Below are 14931 nucleotides of genomic sequence, written 5' to 3'. Positions count from 1 at the left end.
ATGGCATTGGCAAGGCTTTCGTGGCACCGGACCCCGCCATGACCCAGCCGACCATGCCCCGTTCCGTCGCCGCGCCCCGTTCCGTCGCGGCGCCCCGTTCCGTCGCGGCGATCGTGCTTGCCGCCGGCAAGGGCACCCGGATGAAGTCCGACACGCACAAGGTGCTGCACCCGGTCGCCGGGCGGCCGATGCTGCTCCATCTGCTTGCCGCGGTCGGCGAACTGGCGCCCGCGGGCGTGGTGGTCGTCACCGGCGCCGGTCGCGATCAGGTGGAGGCCGCGGTCGCCCCGCTCGGCATCGCCACCGCGTTGCAGGCCGAACAGCTCGGCACCGGCCATGCGGTGCGGCAGGCCGAGGGGGCGCTGGCGGATTTCGATGGCGACGTGCTGATCCTCTATGGCGACGTGCCGCTGGTGACCGCGGCGACGATGCATCGGATGCTCGACCGGTTGCGGGCCGCCGATGCGCCGGCGGCGGTCGTGCTGGGCTTCCGTCCCGACGACCCCGGCGCCTATGGCCGGGTGATCGCGGACGCCGAGGGCAGCATCGTGCGGATGGTGGAGTACAAGGACGCCAGCGACGCCGACCGGGCGGAAACCCTGTGCAATTCCGGGCTGATGGCGGTGCGCGCCGCCGATCTCTGGCCGTTGCTCGCGCGGGTCGGCAACGACAATGCGGCGGGCGAGTATTACCTGCCCGACATCGTCATGCTCGCCGCCGCCGATGGTCGCGGGTCGGCGGTGATCGAAACGGACGCGCACGAGGTCGCCGGCGTCAACAGCCGGGGCGAACTGGCGGCGGTGGAGGCCGGCTGGCAGGCGCGGCGGCGCGTGGCGGCGATGCGGGACGGCGCGACGCTGATCGCCCCCGACACGATATGGTTCGCGCACGACACCATCCTGGGCCGCGACGTGACGGTCGAACCGAACGTCGTCTTCGGCCCCGGCGTCACCGTGGCGGACGGCGCGACGATCCATGCCTTCAGCCATCTGGAGCGCGCGACGGTGGGCGCGGGCGCGGAGGTCGGCCCCTATGCGCGGTTGCGCCCCGGCACGGTGCTGGGCGCGAACGCGAAGGTCGGCAATTTCGTCGAGCTGAAGAACGCGGTGCTGGGGGACGGCGCCAAGGCCAGCCACCTGACCTATCTGGGCGACGCCGATATCGGGCCGGGGGCGAACATCGGTGCGGGTACGATCACCTGCAACTATGACGGGTTCCTGAAGTACCGCACCACGATCGGGGCGGGGGCGTTCGTCGGCTCCAATTCCGCGCTGGTGGCGCCGGTCGCGATCGGGGCGGGGGCGATCGTGGCGGCGGGATCGGTCATCACCCGCGATGTCGAGCCCGATGCGCTGGCGCTGGCGCGCGGACGGCAGGAAAGCCGGTCCGGCTGGGCGGCCCGCTTCCGCGCGCTGATGCGGGCAAAGAAGGCCGCACGCTGACGGGCGTCACGAAATTTATCGCCAACAATCGATTTGAGGCGTAGCGGCGGGCAGAGCGAAAAGGGAGAGCGCGATGACCGAAGCACCGTTGGTGGCCGGCGTGGAACTGGGCGGCACCAAGTGCATCTGCATTCTGGCGCGGGGCCCCGATGCGATCGAGGATCGTGTCCAGCTGCCCACCACCCGGCCCGAGGAGACGCTGAGTGCGATCGAGGCGGTGCTGGAACGCTGGCGTGGTTTCTCCGCGCTGGGCATCGCCAGTTTCGGGCCGGTATCGATCGATCCGCATGCCCATGACTATGGTCACATCACCTCCACGCCCAAGCCGGGCTGGGCCAATCAGGATGTCGGCGAGCGTCTGCGCCGGTTCGCCGGCGTGCCGACCGGGTTCCATACCGATGTGGTCGGCGCCGCGCTGGCGGAGGCCCGCTGGGGCGCGGCGAAGGGACTGGAGGACATCGCCTATGCCACGGTCGGCACCGGCATCGGCGTCGGCCTGATCGCGGGGGGGCGGCCGGTCGACGGGCTGACGCACAGCGAGTTCGGTCACCTTCGTCCGGTCCGTTTCCCCGGCGACGACTGGATCGGCACTTGCCCGTTCCACGGCGCCTGTCTGGAAGGGCTGGCGGCAGGGCCGGCGCTGAAGGCGCGCACCGGCGTGTCCGGCGATCAATGGGCTGCGGACGAGCCCGCCTGGGACATGGTCGCCCATGCGCTGGGGCAGTTGCTCCACGCCCTGGTGCTGACCGGCGTACCACGGCGGATCGTGATGGGCGGCGGCGTGATGGTGGGCACCGATCACCTGTTCCCCCGGGTCCGGGCGGCGATGACGAAAAGCCTGGGCGGCTATGTCGCCCTGCCCGAGGTCGCGGATGCCGACACCTTCGTCGTCCCCCCCGCACTGGGCGGCAATGCCGGGCCGCTCGGGGCGATCGTGCTGGGCGCACAGGCGCTGGAGGCACAGTTGCAGGCATCGTTTACCACGCGTTAATCGCCATGCCTTAGTATCCGGCGATCATGGTCGACAGGCAGGACGCGATGAAGCAGGGCTCCGGCGAATCGTCGGCCGAGGCGGTGCGCGTCATGGTGGTCGACGACGACGCGGTGCTGCACGACTGCTATCGACGCATCCTCGGCGGCGCAGGGGATGGGGCGTTCCGCCTGTTCCATGCGGAACGCGGCGGCGATGCGGTGGCGGAGGCCAAGCGCGCGGCGATGGCGGGCGAGGATTACGCCGTCGCCTTTATCGACCTCAACATGGCGCCCATGAACGGGCGCGAGACCGCGCGGCGGCTGCGCCGGATCGACCCTGCGACCAACATCGTCATCGTGACCGGGGCCGGCGATGTGCCGCTGGCCGAGATCGCCCGCGCCGCGGGACCGGTCGACCGGCTGTTCTTCATCGCCAAGCCATTCGCGGCAACCGAGCTGCTCCAGACCGCGAGCGCGCTGGCCGCGCGGTGGCGGCGCGATCGCGACATGGCCGCCACGCATCGCCAGTTGCTGGCACAGGTCGCGCTGCTGCAGGAGCAGAAGGCCGAACTGGCCGCGAACGAAAGCCGCGCGGTGCATATCGCCTTCCACGATTCGCTGACCGACGCCCCCAACCGCCTGGCTTTCCAGCGTGCGTTGAAGGAACGGACGCGGGCGCCCGGCACCTTTGCGACCGCGATGATCGATCTCGACCGGTTCAAGCGGGTCAACGACACGCTCGGCCATCTCGCCGGCGACGCGCTGATCCGGGAGATCTGCGCCATCCTCCACCGCGCCGCGCCCGCCGGCGCGCTGGTGGCGCGGCTGGGCGGCGATGAGTTCGGTCTGTTGTTCGACACCCCCGACGATGCCACGGCGGTCACCGCCTGCGAGACGGTGATCGCGGCCTGCTCGGTGCCGCTTCAGGTCTATGGTCACGGCGTGCAGGCGGGGGCGAGCGCCGGGCTGGTGGTGGTGGAGGGCGGCGACGGGCGCGAGCCGATCGACGTGATCCGCCGCGCCGACCTGGCGCTGAACGAGGCCAAGCGGCAGGGACGCGGCATCGCGCGCCGGTTCGACGAGACGATGGACGACAGCATCCGTCTGCGCCGCCGGATGGAACGGCGCCTGATCCGCGCGATCCCGGATCAGGCACTCAGCCTCGTCTATCAGCCGATCGTCGCCAAGGCCGATCTGGAGATCGTCGGGTTCGAGGCGTTGCTGCGCTGGCACAGCGAGGATTTCGGCGCGACGATCGGGCCGGCGGAGTTCCTGCCGATCGCCGAGGAATCCAACCTCATCCACGAGCTGGGCGACTGGGTGGTGACGGAGGCGCTGGGGCGCGTGAAGGAGTGGCCGGGCCAATATGTCTCGATCAACTTCTCGCCGCGCCAGTTCCACCGGCACCAGTTCGCACAGCGGCTGCTCGACCAGGCCGATGCGGCGGGAGTGACGCCCGGCCGCGTCCAGATCGAAATTACCGAACGCGCGATCTTCGACGGGACGGGGCAGGTGGCCGACACGCTGCATTCGCTGCGCCAGATGGGCTTCCGCGTCGCGCTCGACGATTTCGGGACCGGCTATTCCAGCCTCTACAACATCCGCACCATCGCGCTCGATTGCCTGAAGATCGACCGGTCGTTCATCGACGGAATGGGCCGGGATCGCGAGGCGGCGGCGATCGTCCATTCGATCATTCAGCTCGGCCGCGCGCTGGGGCTGGACGTCGCCGCGGAGGGCGTGGAGACCGATGTGCAGATTCAGGCGCTGCGGATCGCGGGCGCGCAATATCTCCAGGGTTTCGGCCTGTGCCGTCCGGTCGATGCGGCGCGCGCCCGTATGCTGGCCGGCGCCCGCTTCGTCGGGGCGGCCGCTGACGAATTGCGGGCCGGCTGACCGGCGTCAGAACGGCAGCGCCGGCTGAACCGCGTCATCGGCGGCATTGCCCGCCGCATCCCCCAGCGCGGACAGCGTCAGGCCGAGCAGCCGGACACCGCCGGGCACCGGCAGTTGCGCCGCCAGCAGGTCCGCCCCGATCGCCAGAAACGCGGCCTCGTCGACCACGGGCCGGGAGACGGAGCGCGCACGGGTGATGGTGGCGAAATCGGCGCGGCGTAGTTTCAGCGTCACGGTGCGCCCCTGCGCGCCCGCCCGGTCGATCCGGGCCCAGGCCGCCGCCGCGACCATGGCCAAGGCGTCGTGCAGCGGCTCAGGCTCGCTCAGGTCGCGCTCGAAGGTCCGCTCCGCCCCGATCGACTTGGCCTGACGATGCGCCCGCACGGGGCGATGATCCTCGCCGCGTGCCGCCCCGTACAGATAGGTGGCATGGCTGCCAAAATGCCGCTGGAGGAAGGGGAGGGGGTGGGCGGCCAGATCGGCCCCGGTCAGGATACCCAGCGCCTCCATCCGCCGCGCGGTGACCGGGCCGACGCCGTAGAACCGCTTGACCGGCAACCCGGCGACGAAGGCCGCGCCGCGCCGGGGCGGGATCACGCACATCCCGTCGGGCTTGTTCTGATCGGACGCCAGCTTGGCGATGAACTTGTTGTAGCTGACCCCGGCCGAGGCGGTCAGACCGGTATTGGCCTGGATGCGCGCGCGGATCGCCGCGGCGATCGCCTGTGCCGAGCCGAGCGCGTGGCGATCCTCCGATACGTCGAGATACGCCTCGTCCAGCGACAACGGCTCGATCAGATCGGTATAATCGGCGAAGATCGCGCGAATCTGCTGCGAAACGGCACGGTACACATCGAAACGCGGTGGCACGAAGACCAGATCGGGGCATTGCCGGACCGCGGTGACGGACGGCATCGCGGAGCGGACGCCGAACACCCGCGCCTCGTAACTGGCCGCCGCCACGACGCCGCGCGCCCGGCTGCCCCCGACCGCCACCGGCCGCCCGCGCAACGCCGGATCGTCGCGCTGTTCGACGGATGCATAGAAGGCGTCCATGTCGACATGGATGATCTTGCGGGGTCGCGTGTCCGACATCACGGCACGCTACATAGGGGGCGGCGGGACCCGGTGCGAGGGTGTTCGCGTTTGCCAGCGATCCGCCGCTCCGCCATGAGGAGCGCCGACAAGGGAAAGCGCGATAATGAAGACAGGCGTCGATTGCTGGCAGGTGGTGCGTGCGGACCGCATGAGCGTGATCGTCGACGCGGCGGATTATTTCCGGATCGCGCGTCAGGCGATGACCCAGGCCCGCAAGCGTATCCTGCTGATCGGCTGGGACTTCGATGCGCGCATCGTGCTCGACCACGACGTGAAGGGGCGCGGGCGCACGCTGGGCACCTTCATCTACGATCTGGTGCAGGCCTCGCCCGATCTGGAGGTGTTCCTGCTGCGCTGGGATCTGGGCGCGATCAAGTCGCTGGGGCGCGGCGCGACGGCGTTCACGGTGCTGAAATGGATGATGCACAAGCGCATCCACACCAAGCTGGACGGGCATCATCCCACCGGCGCCTCGCATCATCAGAAGATCGTCATCATCGACGATTGCCTCGCCTTTTGCGGCGGCATCGACATGACCGGGGATCGCTGGGACACGCGCGAGCATCTCGACGACCAGCCGCTGCGGCTGCGCCCCGGCGGCCAGCCCTACAAGCCATGGCACGACGCGATCAGCGCGGTGCAGGGGCCGATCGCGGGAACGCTGGGCACGCTGTTCCGCGATCGCTGGACGGCGGCGGGCGGCAAGCCGATGACGCCGGTGGAACCCGGCGGACCCTGTTGGCCCCAGGGGCTGACGGTGGATTTCGAGGGCATCGACGTCGGCATCGCGCGCACCTTCCCCGAAATGCCCGACCAGCCACCGGTGCACGAGAGCGAGGCGCTGTTCATGGCGCAGATCGCCTCGGCCGAGCGGCATCTCTATATCGAAAGCCAGTATTTCGCCTCGCGCAGGATCGCGGAGGCGGTGGCGCGGCGGCTGGACGAGGCGGACGGGCCGGAAATCGTCATCATCAACCCCGTCACCGCGCAGGGGTGGCTGGAGCCGCTGGCGATGGATACCGCGCGCGCGCGGCTGATGGAGGCGCTGCGCCGTCGCGACCGGCACGGGCGGTTGCGGATGTACCATCCCTATACGGCGGGCGGCACGCCGATCTATTGCCACGCCAAGATCCTGATCGCGGACGATCGCGTGTTCCGGCTGGGATCGAGCAACATGAACAACCGTTCGCTCCGGCTCGACACCGAATGCGATCTCGCGATCGAGGCGCATACCGAGGCGGAGCGCGCCCGCGTGCTGGCGATCCGCGACGACCTGATCGCCGAGCATCTGGGGATGACGCATGTCGAGGTGGCGGAGGCGGTCGCCGAGACGGGTTCGCTGATCGCGACGATCGAACGGTTCCGTGGTCGCGGCAAGACGCTGGTGCCTTATGAAGTGCCCGATCTGACCGCCGTCGAGGAATGGCTGGCCGATAACGAGGTGCTCGACCCCGAAGGGCCGGAGGAGATGTTCGAGGCGCTGTCGAAGCGCGGGCTGTTCCGCCGTTTCGGCCTGCGGCGGCGCAAATAGGCGGATCGCGGCCGGGCGCGGTATGCCATGTCACGCCCGGCCTGCATTGCAACGGCGCTGCGCGATCCATGGGATCAGCGACGGTGAAGTGACACGCTTACAGCAGGACGACCTTGGCCTGACTCAATCCGTCATGGCGAGCGCAGCGAAGCAATCCAGTGCCGGATCAGGACACCCTGGATTCCTTCGCTGCGCTCGCCATGACGGACATCTGGTTCGACCTGATGTTATCAAACTCTGGAAAAAAAGCGACCCGGCCGAAGCCGTCGCTGTTACCGCTTACGGCAGCACCAGCGTGCCGCCCGTCGTAAGTCAGTAAATGGTCGGGAAGAGAGGATTCGAACCTCCGGCCCCTGCCTCCCGAAGACAGTGCTCTACCAGGCTGAGCTACTCCCCGACGGAGTACCGGGCGGGCGCCGTTTCGGGTGCCTGCCGGTGCTTGGAGGCGCGCCTATACCCAGCAGCCGGCAGGGGCGCAAGCGCCAATCAACATGGTCGCTACATCGATCCGATCGCGTGGGTCAGCCAATAGACGGCGGCACCGATCAACCCGGCGGCCGGCAACGTGACGAACCACGCGATGACGATGTTGGAGGCGACGTTCCACCGCACCGCCGACAGCCGCCGCGCCGCGCCGACGCCGACGATCGCCCCGGTGATGGTGTGGGTGGTCGAGATCGGGATACCGCCGACATTGGCGATCGCCAGCGTGATCGCGCCGCCCGTCTCCGCGCAAAACCCTTGCGCCGGCGTCAGCCGGGTGATCTTGGAACCCATGGTGTGGACGATCCGCCACCCGCCCGACATCGTGCCGAGCGCGATCGCGCCATAGCAGGACAGCACCACCCACAACGGCACGTAGAAGGTGTCGCCCAGCTTCCCCTGGCTGTAGAGCAGCACCGCGATGATCCCCATCGTCTTCTGCGCATCGTTGCCGCCATGCCCCAGGCTGTAGGCGGCGGCGGAGACGAGCTGAAGTTTGCGGAACCGCTGGTCGACGCCGATCGGGGTCAGTTTCAGGCTGGTCCACGCGACCACCAGCACCAGTACCAGCGCCAGCGCCATGCCCACGGCGGGCGCGACGAAGATGCCCGCCACCGTCTTGGCGATGCCGCTCCACACGATGCCGTCGAACCCCGCCTTGGCCAGGCCCGCGCCCAGCAGGCCGCCGATCAGCGCGTGGCTGGACGAAGAGGGGATACCCAGCACCCAGGTCAGCACGTTCCAGAACACGGCGCCGCAAAGCGCGCCCCAGATCACCGTCGCATCGATGACCATGGCATCGACGATGCCCTTGCCCACCGTATTGGCGACATGCTCGCCGAACACGAACAGCGCGAGGAAATTGAACGACGCCGCCCATACCACCGCCCATTGCGGCTTCAGGACGCGCGTCGACACCACGGTGGCGATCGAGTTCGCGGCGTCGTGCATCCCGTTCAGGAAATCGAACAGCAGCGCGAAGGCGACCAGCGCCACCAGCAGGGTCATGGAAATCATGGTTCGCGCCCCCTCAGGCGTGGTCGATCACGAGACCCTGGATCTCGTTGGCGACATCCTCGAACCGGTCGACCACGCGTTCCAGATGGCTGTAGATCTCACGCCCGACGATGAACTGCATCGGCTGATCCTGATGCTGCTGGAACAGGGCGCGCAGGCCGCCCTCGTGGATCGTATCTGCCTGTCCCTCGATCCGGATCATCCGCGCGGTCAACTCGTTCAGCCGGTCGCCGTTGCGATTGACGGACCGGAGCAGCGGGATCGCCTCCGCCGTGATCCGCGCCGCCTCGACGATGATGCCGGCCATGTCGCGCATCGGCTGTTCGAAGCTGGTCACGCCGTAGAGCGTGATGGAACTGGCGGTCTGGTTCATCTGGTCGATCGCATCGTCCATCACCCCGATCAGCTCGATGATCGCGCTGCGGTCGAACGGCGTCACGAACACGCGGCGCACATCCTGCAGCACGTCGCGGGTGATGTCGTCGGCCGCATGCTCGTGCGCGACGATCGCGGCGATCTGGGTCTCGATCGGGCCATCGCCGTGGAGCAGCCGCGCGAGCGCATCCGCGCCGGCAACCAGCGTCGCGGCATGCGCCTCGAACTGTTCGAAGAATCGCCCCTGTTTGGGCATTAGTGACTGGAACCAGCCAAGCATCGGAAAACGCCTCCTAATCCCGGTACGGATCGCCGGGAGCATTCGTTCAGCGAATGTCGATGGCGCAGGTGGCGGCCGAAAGCCAGCGATCAACGCCTGCAATTGCGGTTCGTCCACCGCCGCGGCGGCATCGATCAGCGCGAACCAGCGGGTATCGCGCTGGCTTTTCTCCGGCCAGTCGGCATCCTGCCCGACCATGGCGAACGGATAGACGGTGACCCTCGCATCGACCGGCCCGCGGCGGCGCCGCTTGACGTAATCGAACGCACCCAGCGGCGTCGCGCAAGGGTGGCCGCGTATGCCCGCTTCCTCCCACGCCTCCTGCGCGGCGGCCATATGGGGGGCGAGGCCGCGGATCGGATGGCCTTTGGGCACGACCCAGCGACGGGTATCGCGCGAAGTGATCAACATCACCTCGGCGGCGCCATCGGTCCTGATCCGATAGGGCAAGGCACCGACCTGATGCAGCATAGCTGGGAAGCTGCCCTACCGACGGCCGATTTTCAATAACTTAACACAGGTGCCGCGAACGCCCATTCCGCACGCCAGCCATGCCGTGGCGGCGGGAACGGGTGGATGCGCTCAGTCGCAGGCGCGGTGCAGGCGCTGGGCGATCCAGGCAGAGACCAGGCACATGCCCGCCACCAGCAGCAGCATGTTCTCCGGCGTCGCGCCCAGCGCGGTGATGCCCAGCACCGCGACCGAACCCAGTGTCATCGCGCCGGCGTTGACGACGTTGTTCGCCGCCACGGTACGCGCGGTCTGGTCGCGTTCGACGGTCGTGGTCAGGAAAGCGTAGAGCGGCACCACGAACATCCCCCCCGTCACCGCGATCGCCAGCAGGGTGAGCAGGATCGGTATCGCCCCCGGCTGCGCCAGAAATCCCGTCCAGCCATAAAGCTGCCCCGCCGCCGCCGGCGTCCAGTTGCGCGACAGGATCGAGAACAGGACGACGAATCCGCCCATCGCGATCACCGACATCGGCGAATAGCGCGCGGAGATATTACCCTTCAGCATCGTGTTGATGATGACGGAACCGAGCGCGACGCCGACCGAAAACACCGCGATCGCGGCGCTGGCGACCTGTTCGTCGGCGGTCAGCACGTTCTTCACCAGCGGCGGGAACACGATGATGAGGACGGAGGCGATCGTCCAGAAGAAGCTGATGGCGCAGATCGCGAGGAACAGTCGGGGGATATGCAGCGTCGCCGCGATCAGCCGCCACGATGCGGTGAAGGGGTTGTAGTTCAGGCGCAGCAACGGCCCCTCACGCGGGGCAGGGGGAACCTGCCGGCCGGCGAACAGCCCGATCACCGCGAAGCCGATCACCGCGCCGATCGTCCACCCCACAGGCAGGCGAACCAGGAAGCCGGCGGTGACGGTGCCCAGCAGGATGGCCAGATACGTCCCCGCCTCGACCAGCCCGGTGCCGCCCAGCACGTCGCACGGGCGCAGGTGCTGCGGCAGGATCGCGTATTTGATCGGTCCGAAAAAGGTGGAATGGATGCCGAGCAGCAGCACCGCCCCCAGCATCAGCGACAGGCCGGCGGTGACGTGTCCCAGCTTCGCGGCGATCAGTCCGGCCGATCCGATCGCCATGATCCCGATCTCGGCGGTCTTGACCAGCCGGATGATGCGCGCCTTGTCATGACTGTCGGCCAGTTGCCCGGCCAGTGCCGACAACAGGAAAAAGGGGAGGATGCCGAGTCCCGTCGCCAGCGCGTTGAAGTTCGCTTCCTGTCCGGCATCGTTGAACACGGTATAGGTCGCGAACAGGACCATCGACGTCTTGAAGAGATTGTCGTTGAAGGCACCGAGGAACTGCGTCGTGAACAGGGGCAGGAAGCGACGTTGCCTCAATAGCCCGAGCGCATTTATCATAACAACGGGCGGCCTCGGTGGTGGCGAACAGGCGGGGGGTCTAGCCCAGACCGGCCGATGAAGCCAATCTTCTTAATAGCGGTTCCCGCCGGCGATTTGGCACGGTAGGAGGTAACCGCATGCTGACGCTGCCCAATCTCCTGACCCTGTCGCGCATCGTCGCGGTGCCGCTGCTGGTGGGCCTGTTGTGGTGGCCGCAATGGGCGGCGGGCTATGCGATCGCGTTCGCGCTGTATTGCCTGATGGGCATCACCGATTATTTCGACGGCTATCTGGCCCGATCCAACGGCGCGGTGTCGCGGCTGGGCGTGTTCCTCGATCCGATCGCGGACAAGATCATGGTGGCCGCGGTCATCCTGATGCTGGTCGGCACGCGCGACATCGCCGGGCTGCACCTGATCGCGGCGCTGGTGATCCTGCTGCGCGAGATCGCGGTGTCGGGCCTGCGGGAATTCCTCGCCCCGCTGCATGTATCGATGCCGGTGTCGAAGCTGGCGAAATGGAAGACGACGCTGCAACTCGTCTCGCTGGGCGGGCTGATCCTGGCGCCGGCGATCCCCTCGGTCGGGTGGATCGCGCCGGTGTCGCTGGCGGCGTTGTGGGGCGCGGCGGTGCTGACCGCGATCACCGGCTGGGATTATCTGCGCGTCGGCCTGAGGCATATGGACTGACCGCGATGGCGATACGGATGCTCTATTTCGCGTGGGTGCGCGAGCGGGTGGGGACGGGCGAGGAACTGGTCGATCCGCCCGCCGACGTCACCACCGTCGCGGCACTGGTCGACTGGCTGGCGACGCGCAGCGCCGGTCATGCCGATGCGCTGGCCGAGCGGGGGCGGTTGCGCGCGGCGGTGGATCAGGCGTTCGTGACACCCGATGCCCCGATCGCTGGCGCGCGCGAGGTGGCGATCTTTCCGCCGGTGACGGGCGGATGATCCGCATCCTCGTGGCGCCCGCGCCGATCGACCTGACGGCGGAGATGGCGCTGGTCGAGCAGGCATCGGGTGCCGGGGCGGTGGCGACCTTCACCGGGCTGGTCCGGGCGGATGCCGGGGCGGCAGGCGATGTCGACGTGCTAGAACTGGAACATTATCCCGGCGCGACCGAAGCGGCGCTGACGGAGCTGGCACAGGAGGCGACCACGCGCTGGTCGCTGGGCGCGGTGACGATCGTCCACCGCGTCGGCCCGATGCGCCCGGGCGAGCGGATCGTGTTCGTCGCGGCGGCCGCCCCGCATCGCGGGGCCGCGCTGGATGCCTGCGCCTATCTGATCGACCGGTTGAAGACCGATGCGCCGTTCTGGAAGCGGGAGATACGCGGCGAATCGGCCGCCTGGGTCGAGGCGCGCGACGCGGATGCCGCCGCCGCCGACCGCTGGCGGTGATTTGATCCGGTCATGTTGCCGTAATCAACGACTTCCCCCATGCTGGCTTCGCTGCACGGCAACATAAGGGGATGGCGATGCGCGCGACGATATGGGCCAGGGCGGTCGGGGCGATACTGCTGACGGGGTGTTCGCTGCCCGTCGTGGCGCAGCAGACGGTGCTGTTGCCGGTGAAGACGCTGCCGACCGAGGGGCGTATCCTCGTCACGCTGCCCGCACCCGATGGTGACGGCGTGTCCGGTCGCTTCCTGTACGCCACGTCGCTGCGCACCGGGCTGGGGTCGGCCAACCTGCGGCTCGATCGCGGGATGCTGGGGCCGGAACAGATCGTCGCGTTCCGCCGCATCGGCAAGAAGATGGCGGTGACGTTCGAGAACCACCAGTTCCGCGCGACCGGCGATGCCGGCGTCGCGGCGGGCGGACGGACCAGTTTCCCGACCACGATCGTCGCGATGCTCGATATCGTGTCGGCCGATCCGGGCGGCGCGCTAACGGTCGATCTCGCGCCGTTCCTGACCCGCGACACCATGGGGATCGCCGACGCGCTCAACTCCGGCCCGGCGGCGGGCAAGGGGTTTCGGCTGGTCGAGGCGCTCAGTGCCGCCGACCCGGCCTCGGTGAAGATCTTCCCCGACAATATCGAGATCGACGCGCTCCAGACCTATCAGTCCGACACGCCGGGGCGCGAGGTGGAACGGATCGCCCCCGATCCGCGCCAGCCGGGCTTCACCGTCCATCACAGCTTCATCCGCCTGCCGGCGCCGGGGTTCGTGCCGCGCAAGTTCGACATCCGGTCGGGGGCGGGGGGCAATCAATATTATGATTATGGCACCCCGCTGGGGCAGGACGTGGTGCAGCAGTTCGCCAACCGGTTCCGGCTGGAAAAGGTCGATCCCGCCGCCGCACGGTCGCGGGTGAAGAAGCCGATCGTCTTCTACATCGATCGCGCCGCGCCCGAGCCAATCCGTACCGCGCTGAAGGACGGCGTGAATTACTGGGCGGCGGCGTTCGACAAGGCGGGGCTGATCGATGCGTTCCGCGCGGAGATCCTGCCCGAGGGGGCCGATCCGCTCGACGTGCGGTACAACATGGTCAACTGGTCGAACCGGCTGACGCGCGGCTGGTCCTATGGCGGCGGCATCGCCGACCCCCGCACCGGTGAGATCGTGAAGGGCAATGTCGTGATCGGCGCGCTGCGCGTGCGGCAGGACATGGCGATCTTCGAAGGGCTGGTCGGTGCGGGCGAAAGCAACAGCGGCAGCGCCAGCGATCCGGTCCGCGTCTCGCTCGACCGTATCCGCCAGCTCGGCGCGCACGAGGTGGGTCATGCGATCGGCTTCATGCACAATTTCGCCGGCAGCACGCAGGGCCGCACCACGGTGATGGATTATCCGGGGCCGCGCATCAAACTGACCGATGGCCGGATCGACCTGTCCGATGCCTATGCGCCCGGTGGCGGCGCGTGGGACGATTTCATCGTCGACTGGCTCTATGCCGATCCCGCACCGGGGCGTGACCTCGACGCGGCGGCGGCCACCAAGGCGCTGGCGATCCAGGCGAAGGGCGTGCGCTTCATCACCGATATCGACGGGCGCGCGTCGGACACCCCCAGTCCGTGGGGCAGCATGTGGGACGATGGCCCCGATCCGGTCGCTTCGCTCAATCATATGCTGGCGGTACGGCGGCTGGCGATCGGCCGGTTCGGCCCACGCGTGCTGCGGCCGGGGGAGGCGCTGTCCGATCTGCGGCGCAAGTTCGTGCCGGTGTGGCTGCTCCATCGCTATGATGTCGACGCGGTCGGCAAGCTCGTCGGCGGGATCGATTATGCCTATGCCGTGGCGGGCGACAATCACCCCGCGCCTATCCCCGTGCCCGCCGCCGCGCAGAATACGGCGATCGACGCGCTGCTGGCGACGCTGTCGGCGGAAACGCTGACGGTGCCGGCGGCGCTGGTGATGCCGCTGTCATCACCGATGAACGGGCGCGGCGACGCGCAGTTCGATCAGGAGGTGTTCCGCAACGCCGGTGCCGCCGCGTTCGACCCGTTGGTCGCCGCCGATGTCGCCGCGCAGATCACGCTCGATTCGCTGCTGGCTCCGGCGCGGCTGGCGCGGCTGTACGAACAGCATCGCCGCGATCCCGGCCTGCCGGGGGTGGAGACGCTGCTCGATCGGCTGGCCGCCGCGACGATCGGTGCGCGGCGTGACGCGGTGGGCCGGCGCATCGCCTATCGCACCCTGTTGTCGATGGCCGATGCAGCGCAGGACGAGGCGATCTCGCCCGATGTCGCCGCGCTGCTGGGCGACCGCTTGCGCACGATCGGCGCGACGCTTGGCAAGGGCGGCACGGGCGAGGACGGGGCATGGGGCCGCCACGTGGCCGGATTGCTCGCCGACGACGACCGGCTGGCGCGGGAACTGGCCAGGCGGCAGAAGGTCCCGGCCATTCCCCCGGGGATGCCGATCGGTGGCGACAGCGGCTGGTTCGGCGATTGAGCGCGGATGCGACATTTCCTCCCGCCCCGTCGGGGCGCTGACGCCCGGTATCCGCGGCACTGGCGGGACGGCGCGGCA

General features: G+C 68.6%; 12 protein-coding genes and 1 tRNA gene. 8 read left to right on the top strand and 5 right to left on the bottom strand.

Annotated features, from left to right (window positions below; all coding sequences use genetic code 11):
* Positions 1 to 38 precede the first annotated feature (38 nt).
* From glmU to IFT82_RS01585, 3 genes are all read left to right on the top strand, one after another.
* Positions 39 to 1442: a bifunctional UDP-N-acetylglucosamine diphosphorylase/glucosamine-1-phosphate N-acetyltransferase GlmU gene (gene glmU / locus IFT82_RS01595; protein WP_446740935.1), complete on the top strand. Its 1404-nt coding sequence runs from the start codon at positions 39 to 41 to the stop codon at positions 1440 to 1442.
* Positions 1443 to 1515: 73 nt separating this feature from the next.
* Positions 1516 to 2433 (top strand): ROK family protein, encoded by a 918-nt coding sequence (locus IFT82_RS01590; protein WP_192123736.1) that lies wholly within the window; start codon positions 1516 to 1518, stop codon positions 2431 to 2433.
* Between the two features lie 26 nt (positions 2434 to 2459).
* Complete coding sequence (locus IFT82_RS01585) at positions 2460 to 4310, top strand: putative bifunctional diguanylate cyclase/phosphodiesterase (RefSeq protein WP_244646341.1); 1851 nt, start codon at positions 2460 to 2462, stop codon at positions 4308 to 4310.
* 6 nt (positions 4311 to 4316) lie between these two features.
* Here the strand turns inward: IFT82_RS01585 and dinB are convergent, their stop codons facing one another.
* Positions 4317 to 5405: a DNA polymerase IV gene (gene dinB, locus IFT82_RS01580; protein ID WP_192123732.1), complete on the bottom strand. Its 1089-nt coding sequence runs from the start codon at positions 5403 to 5405 to the stop codon at positions 4317 to 4319.
* 106 nt (positions 5406 to 5511) lie between these two features.
* Here dinB and IFT82_RS01575 point away from each other — a divergent pair, with 106 nt between their 5' ends.
* Entirely contained in the window at positions 5512 to 6939 is a 1428-nt protein-coding gene (locus IFT82_RS01575; RefSeq protein ID WP_192123724.1) for a phospholipase D-like domain-containing protein, read from the top strand.
* A 320-nt stretch (positions 6940 to 7259) separates the two neighbouring features.
* Here the strand turns inward: IFT82_RS01575 and IFT82_RS01570 are convergent.
* The 4 genes from IFT82_RS01570 to IFT82_RS01555 all read right to left on the bottom strand — a co-directional run bounded on the left by IFT82_RS01570 (position 7260) and on the right by IFT82_RS01555 (position 10975).
* Positions 7260 to 7336 (bottom strand) — tRNA-Pro (locus IFT82_RS01570).
* 101 nt (positions 7337 to 7437) lie between these two features.
* Positions 7438 to 8439, bottom strand: coding sequence for an inorganic phosphate transporter (locus IFT82_RS01565; protein WP_192123721.1), 1002 nt, complete (start codon positions 8437 to 8439; stop codon positions 7438 to 7440).
* Positions 8440 to 8452: 13 nt separating this feature from the next.
* A complete protein-coding gene (locus tag IFT82_RS01560; protein WP_192124288.1) occupies positions 8453 to 9562 on the bottom strand; it encodes a DUF47 family protein in 1110 nt (369 codons plus the stop codon).
* A gap of 114 nt (positions 9563 to 9676) precedes the next feature.
* Positions 9677 to 10975, bottom strand: a complete 1299-nt coding sequence (locus IFT82_RS01555) for an MFS transporter (RefSeq protein ID WP_192123719.1) — start codon at positions 10973 to 10975, stop codon at positions 9677 to 9679.
* Positions 10976 to 11094: 119 nt separating this feature from the next.
* Between IFT82_RS01555 and pgsA the strand changes: the two genes are divergently transcribed.
* The 4 genes from pgsA to IFT82_RS01535 all read left to right on the top strand — a co-directional run bounded on the left by pgsA (position 11095) and on the right by IFT82_RS01535 (position 14853).
* Positions 11095 to 11646, top strand: coding sequence for a CDP-diacylglycerol--glycerol-3-phosphate 3-phosphatidyltransferase (pgsA, locus tag IFT82_RS01550; RefSeq protein WP_192123717.1), 552 nt, complete (start codon positions 11095 to 11097; stop codon positions 11644 to 11646).
* Between the two features lie 5 nt (positions 11647 to 11651).
* Positions 11652 to 11909 carry a molybdopterin converting factor subunit 1 gene (gene moaD, locus IFT82_RS01545; protein WP_192123715.1) on the top strand — a complete coding sequence of 86 codons (258 nt, stop codon included), beginning with the start codon at positions 11652 to 11654 and terminating at the stop codon, positions 11907 to 11909.
* Entirely contained in the window at positions 11906 to 12358 is a 453-nt protein-coding gene (locus IFT82_RS01540) for a molybdenum cofactor biosynthesis protein MoaE (RefSeq protein ID WP_192123713.1), read from the top strand. The genes moaD and IFT82_RS01540 overlap by 4 nt, the downstream gene beginning before the upstream one ends.
* Before the next feature lie 77 nt (positions 12359 to 12435).
* Complete coding sequence (locus IFT82_RS01535) at positions 12436 to 14853, top strand: zinc-dependent metalloprotease (protein WP_192123711.1); 2418 nt, start codon at positions 12436 to 12438, stop codon at positions 14851 to 14853.
* Positions 14854 to 14931: the final 78 nt, after the last annotated feature.

It is taken from the genome of Sphingomonas sp. CFBP 8760 (genome assembly GCF_014841615.1).
Classification (GTDB): domain Bacteria; phylum Pseudomonadota; class Alphaproteobacteria; order Sphingomonadales; family Sphingomonadaceae; genus Sphingomonas.
The sequence above is the reverse complement of the archived record's forward strand: the minus strand, read 5'-3'. Positions and strand labels throughout refer to the sequence as shown.